The organism is Streptomyces sp. KL116D (assembly GCF_030766975.1).
GTDB lineage: Bacteria > Actinomycetota > Actinomycetes > Streptomycetales > Streptomycetaceae > Streptomyces > Streptomyces longispororuber_A.
The window spans coordinates 89,282-95,910 of record NZ_JASERH010000023.1 but is presented as its reverse complement, the minus strand read 5'-3'; the positions used below and the strand labels follow the sequence as shown (position 1 = coordinate 95,910).

Below are 6,629 nucleotides of genomic sequence, written 5' to 3'. Positions count from 1 at the left end.
ATCCCCTTCGAGCAACGACTCGCCGCCCTGGGCCAGTTGTCCGGGCCGAGGCCCCCGCTGCACGTGCCCGTAGCCGAACGCGGTGGCAGCTCTCCACCCGAGCACAGTGTCGGCCTGTGAGAAGACGGAGACCCGGAGTGCGGACACGCACCCGGGTCTCCGTCGTGGTCGCTCCCCCACAGACGAACAGCGCGGGAGACCCTGTCGGGTCTTCCGCGCTCCGTGGCTCGGTCGCCCGTGTCAGCCGGTCGCCCGAACTGCCTCACGGATGAGGTCGGCCACGCTCGTGGGCCGCGAGACCGTCACCGCGTGGGAAGCACCGTCGAGTTCGACGGTCGTCGCCCCGGCCCGCTGGGCGCCGAAACGCTCCACGTCGGGGCTGACGGCCCGGTCCGCGCCGGCCACGAGGGCCCACGAGGGTGTCGTCCGCCAGGCCGCCGCCGAGGCCTGCTCGGTGAACGCCGTCGCGGCCAGCGGGCGTTGGGTGACCGCCAGCACCTTGGCCACCGACGGGGAGACGTCGGCGGCGAAGACGGCGGCGTACGCCTCCGGGGTGATGCTGAACTCGGTGGCGTCCGCCCCTCCAACGGTCCGGTAGGTCCACGGCTTCAGACTGCCGACGAGCGGGGACCCGGTGAAGCGGTCCGCCAGCTCTCGAAGGCTCTCGCCCTCCTCCGGCACGTACGCGGCGACGTAGACGAGTCCGACGACCTGGTCCGCCGTGCCCGCCACCGTGATCACCGCGCCACCGTACGAGTGGCCGACCAGAACGACCGGGCCGTCGATCTGCGAGACGACGGACGCCACGCAGGCGGCATCACGGGCCAGGCCGCGCAGCGGGTTCGCCACCGCGAGCACCGGGATGTCGTGCCGTTGCAGTTCGTCGATGACGCCGAGCCAGACGGCCGCGTCGGTGAAGCCACCGTGGACGAGGACGACCGTGGGAGGGGCAGGAGGCATGTCCGGACTCTTTCTCTACGCCGTGCCGAGCGCGGTGCGCAGGGTGGTGATGGCGGGGGGCTGATGGCGGCTTGGGCGTGACCGGGTGGCGGATGCCGGGCGTCAGGAGCTCTGCCGGGAGGCCGAGACCTGCCATTCAGTGGGCGTCAGGCCGTAGGTCTGGCGGAAGAGACGGCTGAAGTGGGACGGGCTGGTGAAGCCCCAGATCTGCGCCACCGCGGCGACGGACCGTCTGCTGTTGGACGGCCGTCCCAGGTCGGTCCGGCAGGCGGCGAGCCTGCTCTGGCGTATGTGCGTGCTCACCGTCGTGCCATCGGCCTGGAACAGCTTGTGCAGGTAGCGGACGGATATGTGGTGGGCGCGCGCGACGGACTCCGGGGAGAGGTCCGGGTCCATGAGGTTCTCGTCGATGTACGACCGGATGCGGGCCAGCATGGCGCTGCCGTTCTCGGAGGTCTCGGCCCGGCGGGGTGCGAGGAGTTCCGCGACGAGCAGGGCGACGAGGTCCACGGCGTTGAGGGCGAGTCGGTTGCCGTGGGCGGAATCCCACAGGCCCTCCGCGCCGATCAGTGCGGACATGAACTTCGACACGAGAGCGGCGACGCCACCGGCCGCGCTCACTCGGCGGCCCGCCAGGTGCCTCGCCTCGTCCTGCGCTATCCCCAAATAGGAGTAGGGGATGCGGAAGAAGACGAATTCGTTTCCGTGCAGCTGGTGCTCGGGGCGGAGTTCGTCGAGGAGAACGAGGTCGCCTGATTTCTCCGGCGAGGGTCGGGTGATTCCCAGGTACAGGCAGGCGTCGTCGCCTTCACGTGCTGCCCAGGGCAGGGTTCGGCAATGACCCGAACCCGCGTCCTTCAAGCTGTGATCAGTGTTTTCGCTGTATTTCGGCATGCGTGAAATGACCGACCTGGTCATCAGGAGCTCCAGTCGCGCCGTTGTTCGTCTCAGTATGTGAAGTGTCGCGCTGTGCGCGGGATCCGCCGGATCGGCGATGGGACCTGCCGTGTCCGCCGCTCAGGGCAGAAAGGCGTCGACCACCGCGTTGAAAGCAGGGGGGTTCTCGAGGAAGGGGAAGTGGGAATTGGCCACGTCGGACGGGAAGACGTGGAGCCGCGCGTCGGGAATGCGGTCCGCGATGAACTGCTGCGACGCGGGATTCACATGGCTGCCCTCGCAGCCGATCACCAGGGTCGGCACGTCCACCCGGGGCAGGACGTCGCGCCAGTCCTGCGCGCAGTGGTCGTAGAGCAGGGGCACTCCGGCGTACGCGGGGGTCGCCCTGATCTGCTCCGCGACGAAGCCGAAGACGTCGGGGTCCGGGTCGCCGGAGAACATGCCCCGTACGAAGGCCTCGCGCACCTTCTCGCCGTCCGGACCGGCCAGGTCGGCGCCGAGCCGCAGCAGATCGGCCACGTCGAAGATGGCGCCGGTGTCCTGCTGCTCCTGGGAGGTCAGCCAGGGAACGGCCGCCACGGACGCGGGCTGGTCCACGGCCACGAACCGGCGGATGCGCCCCGTGCCGTACTGGTCGATGAAGCTCCACCACACCGAGACGCCCATCGACCAGCCGAGGGCGTCGAACCGGTCGAGATCCAGGTGATCGACGAGTTCGAGGACGTCGTGGGCGAGCCGGGCGATGCGGTATCCGTGCCGCGGCTTCTCCGACAGGCCGTGGCCCCGCTGGTCCAGGGTGATGACGCGGCGGGTGGTCGCGAGACCCTCGCGCTGGTGCCGGAACATCTCCTGGGTCTGTCCCCAGCCGTGCAGCATGATCAGCGGGACACCGTCGCCGCCGCTGTCCCGGTAGGTCAGCCGCACGCCGTCGTTCGTCGTCAGTTCGTTCATGGTCCCGCCCCGAATCTTCTGTCCAGCCTTCACGACATGTCTCTCCGCGTCGTGTCGGTGTCCAACGCGATGGCCGGGCGACGACGTCGTCGGCTCCAGCCTGCACTCATTATCGATCGGCCCGGTATGTCGGGACCACCGCGCTCCGTAGGGATTGGTCCGCGAAAACCACGTCACTCTGTAGCAGTGGGGCCGGCGGAGCGGGCAGCGGCGGGCGCCCGGGGTCCGGTCAGCGCGTGGTGTCGTCCCGGTCCGGTGCCAGCAGGTCCCGGATGCGCAGGCCCAGGTGCAGGGCGAGCCGGTCCGCGCCGCTGTCCAGGTCGAGTCCGGTGATCTCCTGGATCTGTCGCAGCCGGTAGTAGAGGGAGGTGCGGTGGATCTGCAGGGCCTCCGCGGTGCGCGGAATCGAGCCGGCGTGTTCCAGGAAGGTGCGCAGCGTCTCCTCCAGGCGGTGCGCCCCACCGGCCGCGAGCAGGGTGCGCAGCGGTTTCGGCAGCAGGGAGGCGTTCAGGGCCTCGTCCGGGAGTTGCAGGAGGACGGCGAACTCCCGGAGCTCCTCCCAGTCGCCCACCCGCTCGAAACGGGGCGTCCGGCGGGCCGCGCGGGCGGCCACGAGCGCCTGCTTGTAGGAGACCCATGCGTCGGCCATGCCGCTCTGGCGGCCACCGATGCCGAGCACGGGAGCGGCGGCGGCATCCAGGAAGGTGTCGAGACTGCCCATGATCTGGCGGGCCTGGTCGGTCAACTCCCTTGATTCCAGCGGCTGTTCGCTCATCTGGAGCAGGACCGCGCGCTCGGTGGTGACGGCGACGGCGCCGTGCGCCGACCGCGTGCTGTGGTACCTCTCCAGCGCGGCACGCAGCGCGGTCTCGACCTGCCCGGGCGGCTCGTGGGACCGGGACACCTGCACGACGCTGACCACGGCGTGCGGGGCGTCCGGGAGCAGGCCGGCGCCCAGGATCTGCTGCTGGGCGGCGCCCCTCGCGGTGGAGCTCGTGTCGAGCAGGGCGCGCAGCGACTCCTCGGCCTGGGCTGCGGCCCGCTCCGCCCACATCTGCGCCGCGATGAGCTGCGCGGACTTGCCGATGGCGGCCGTCTCCTCGGCCGTCAGGTTCTGGTCGACCGACACGACCATGAGGACGCCGAGGAGGTGCCCGCGTTCCCGCAGCGGCACGCAGTAGCGCGGCAGCAGTCCCAGGTCGTCGCGGCCCTCGATGTACCCCGGCTTCGTCCACTGGGCGACGCCCTGGTCGAGCACGTACCTGATGACCTCGTTGTCCGCCCTGCCCTGCAACAGACTGCGGATGCGGACCGGGTCGGCGTCCTCGAAGTGCCGGCTGGAGAGGATGAGCCTGATCAGGGGGTCGTCGAGGACCACGGACCGCTGCAGCCGGTCGGCCAGCTCCTCCACCAGTTCCCGCAGCGCGTCACTGCCCATGCGGGCCCGCTCCAGCCGATCGGCCATGGTGATTCCTCCCCTTGTACGCCCTCTTTCTACAAGTCGTGAAACCAGGCATCCAAATTTTCGACAGTGTGAGGTTGGCCATGATCACTCACACGCGAGAGGCGCCCCATCGCGATGTCGCGATGGGGCGCCTCGGTCGGGGGGTCAGGAACGGACGAGGGGCGTGTCCACCAGGTGTTCCGCCAGGAACCAGGACTGCAGCTCGCCGGTCCTGATCACCTGCGAGACGAAGAGGTCGTTCGTGCCGTCGTCGCCCAGGTCGGCGGTGCGCTTGGCGGCGTCGTGGGCGTCGATGAGAATCGTCTCGTGAGCCTCCAGGAGGCGCGACAGCATCGCGGGGACCTCTTCCACGCCGTCCGGGGGCCGGGGGACGGACGTGATCTCGGCGACGTGCCGGGGGTCGCCCACGGCGACACCACCGAGTGACTGGACGCGTTCGGCGAGGGTGTCGATGAGCTCCAGCTGCTCCCCCGCGTGCTTGTCCAGCACCAGGTGCAGTTGGTAGAAGGTCGCGCCGCGCATGAGCCAGTGGTGCTTCTTGTAGAGGCCGTACAGGATCTGGGTGTCCGCCAGGGCCTTGTTCAGGCGCTGGCACGAGTACATCCGGGCCTCGTACGAGAGGCCGAGCGGGAACTGCTTGACCGATCCGAACTCCTGGATGACCTGGCCCTTCTGGTGCAGCCAGGGCTGGCTTCCGGTCACGGGACGAGAGTTTGTGGTCATGATCCGCCTCCTGCGGTCCGTGCTGTGCGTACGTCCGCGACGCTAGGCGGCGCCACACCGTCCGACGTGCCCGTGAGCGCATGCCTGAATGCCTGTCCGTGCATGGCCCGCGCCGGCCGCCGCGGGCCGTTCACTGTCGGACAAGAGCCCGTGCACCGGCGGAATCCCGTCGCGCCCCGGCCGCTCCTAGCGTCGGCGGGCAAGGACGCCTGTGACGAGGAGCGGCAGTGAGCACGAACGAGCAAGTGGATGTGGTGGTACTCGGCCTGGGGCCGGGCGGCGAGTACGTCGCCGGAACGCTGGCCGAGGCCGGCTGGGACGTCGTCGGCGTGGAGGCCGGCCTGGTCGGTGGCGAATGCCCGTACTGGGCGTGCGTGCCCACCAAGATGATGGTCCGGGCCGGCAACCTCCTCGCCGAGGCGGGCCGCGTACCGGACCTGGCCGGCGAAGCGGTCGTGACCGCCGACTGGAGCAAGGTCTCCGGGCGCATCCGGGACGAGGCCACGGACAACTGGGACGACCGGGCGGCGGTGGACCGGCTGACGGCCAAGGGCTGCCGGATCGTCCGCGGCACGGGGCGGCTGAGCGGGCCGCGCCGCGTGGCCGTGGGCGAGCGGGTCCTCGAGGCGCGGCGCGGTGTCGTGCTGGCCTGTGGGACGCGCCCGGTGATCCCACCGGTGCCGGGGCTGGCGGACACGCCCTACTGGACCAACCGGGAGGCCACGGCGGCCGGGGAACTGCCGGCGTCGATGATCGTGCTCGGGGGCGGGGCCGTCGGGGTGGAACTGGCTCAGGTCTTCGCCCGCTTCCGCTGCGACGTCACGGTGATCGAGGGCCGGGAGCGGCTGCTGGCCCACGAGGAGCCGGAGGCCGGAGACCTGGCGGCGCGGACCCTGCGCGCGGACGGCGTGCGCGTGCTCACCGGCGTCCGGGCGCGGCAGGTCTCGTACGACGGCACGGAGTTCAGCGTCCTCGTCGAGGGCGGCGACGCACCGCTGCGGGCCGAGCGGTTGCTCGTCGCGACCGGACGCCACGCCGACCTCGCCGCGCTGGACGTGACCACGGTGGGCCTCGATCCCGCCGCGTCCGCCGTGCCGACGGACGGCCGGCTGCGGGCCGGCGAAGGACTGTGGGCGGTGGGCGACATCACCGGGCGGGGCGCCTTCACCCACGTGTCGATGTACCAGGCGGAGATCGCCGTCCGCGACCTCCTGGGGCAGGACGGGCCGACGGCCGACTACCGGGCCCTGCCCCGGGTCACGTTCACCGACCCCGAGATCGGGGCCGTCGGGCTGACGGAACGCGCGGCGCGGGACGAGGGGCTGCGCGTGCGCACCAGTCTCCTGCCGCTCGCCTCCTCGACCCGCGGCTGGATCCACGGGCCCGGCAACGACGGCTTCGTCAAGCTCGTCGAGGACGCCGACCGCGGTGTGCTCGTCGGTGCGACGTCGGCGGGCTCCGCGGGCGGCGAGGTGCTGTACGGGCTGAGCGTCGCGATCCACGCCGAGGTGCCCGTGGAGCGGCTCAAGGGCATGATCTACACCTATCCCACCTTCCACCGGACGGTCGGGGCCGCGCTGGGAGACCTCCGCTGAGCCGCGCGACGACCGGCCGGGCGGTCCTCGCCCGGCCC

6 protein-coding genes are annotated in these 6,629 nt (G+C 71.1%); 1 reads left to right on the top strand and 5 read right to left on the bottom strand.

Going from position 1 to position 6,629, the window contains the following annotated elements; translation table 11 throughout:
* Positions 1-240: 240 nt before the first annotated feature.
* From RBJ77_RS07365 to RBJ77_RS07345, 5 genes are all read right to left on the bottom strand, one after another.
* Complete coding sequence (locus tag RBJ77_RS07365; protein WP_372344202.1) at positions 241-960, bottom strand: alpha/beta fold hydrolase; 720 nt, start codon at positions 958-960, stop codon at positions 241-243.
* A 102-nt stretch (positions 961-1,062) separates the two neighbouring features.
* Positions 1,063-1,821 carry a helix-turn-helix domain-containing protein gene (locus RBJ77_RS07360; RefSeq protein ID WP_372344201.1) on the bottom strand — a complete coding sequence of 253 codons (759 nt, stop codon included), beginning with the start codon at positions 1,819-1,821 and terminating at the stop codon, positions 1,063-1,065.
* Positions 1,822-1,977: 156 nt separating this feature from the next.
* The gene (locus RBJ77_RS07355) at positions 1,978-2,808 is read right to left on the bottom strand and encodes an alpha/beta fold hydrolase (protein ID WP_372344200.1); all 831 of its coding nucleotides are present in this window, start codon (positions 2,806-2,808) and stop codon (positions 1,978-1,980) included.
* A 229-nt stretch (positions 2,809-3,037) separates the two neighbouring features.
* Positions 3,038-4,273, bottom strand: coding sequence for a PucR family transcriptional regulator (locus RBJ77_RS07350; RefSeq protein ID WP_372344199.1), 1,236 nt, complete (start codon positions 4,271-4,273; stop codon positions 3,038-3,040).
* 144 nt (positions 4,274-4,417) lie between these two features.
* The gene (locus RBJ77_RS07345) at positions 4,418-4,996 is read right to left on the bottom strand and encodes a Dps family protein (protein WP_372344198.1); all 579 of its coding nucleotides are present in this window, start codon (positions 4,994-4,996) and stop codon (positions 4,418-4,420) included.
* 227 nt (positions 4,997-5,223) lie between these two features.
* Here RBJ77_RS07345 and RBJ77_RS07340 point away from each other — a divergent pair, with 227 nt between their 5' ends.
* Entirely contained in the window at positions 5,224-6,591 is a 1,368-nt protein-coding gene (locus RBJ77_RS07340) for an NAD(P)/FAD-dependent oxidoreductase (RefSeq protein WP_372344197.1), read from the top strand.
* The last annotated feature ends 38 nt before the right edge of the window (positions 6,592-6,629 follow it).

Excerpts from the sequence above, each read along its gene's own strand:
- RBJ77_RS07345 (WP_372344198.1), bottom strand. The coding sequence starts at position 4,996 with ATGACCACAAACTCTCGTCCCGTGACCGGAAGCCAGCCCTGGCTGCAC.
- RBJ77_RS07365 (WP_372344202.1), bottom strand. The coding sequence starts at position 960 with ATGCCTCCTGCCCCTCCCACGGTCGTCCTCGTCCACGGTGGCTTCACC.
- RBJ77_RS07350 (WP_372344199.1), bottom strand. The coding sequence starts at position 4,273 with ATGGCCGATCGGCTGGAGCGGGCCCGCATGGGCAGTGACGCGCTGCGG.
- RBJ77_RS07355 (WP_372344200.1), bottom strand. The coding sequence starts at position 2,808 with ATGAACGAACTGACGACGAACGACGGCGTGCGGCTGACCTACCGGGAC.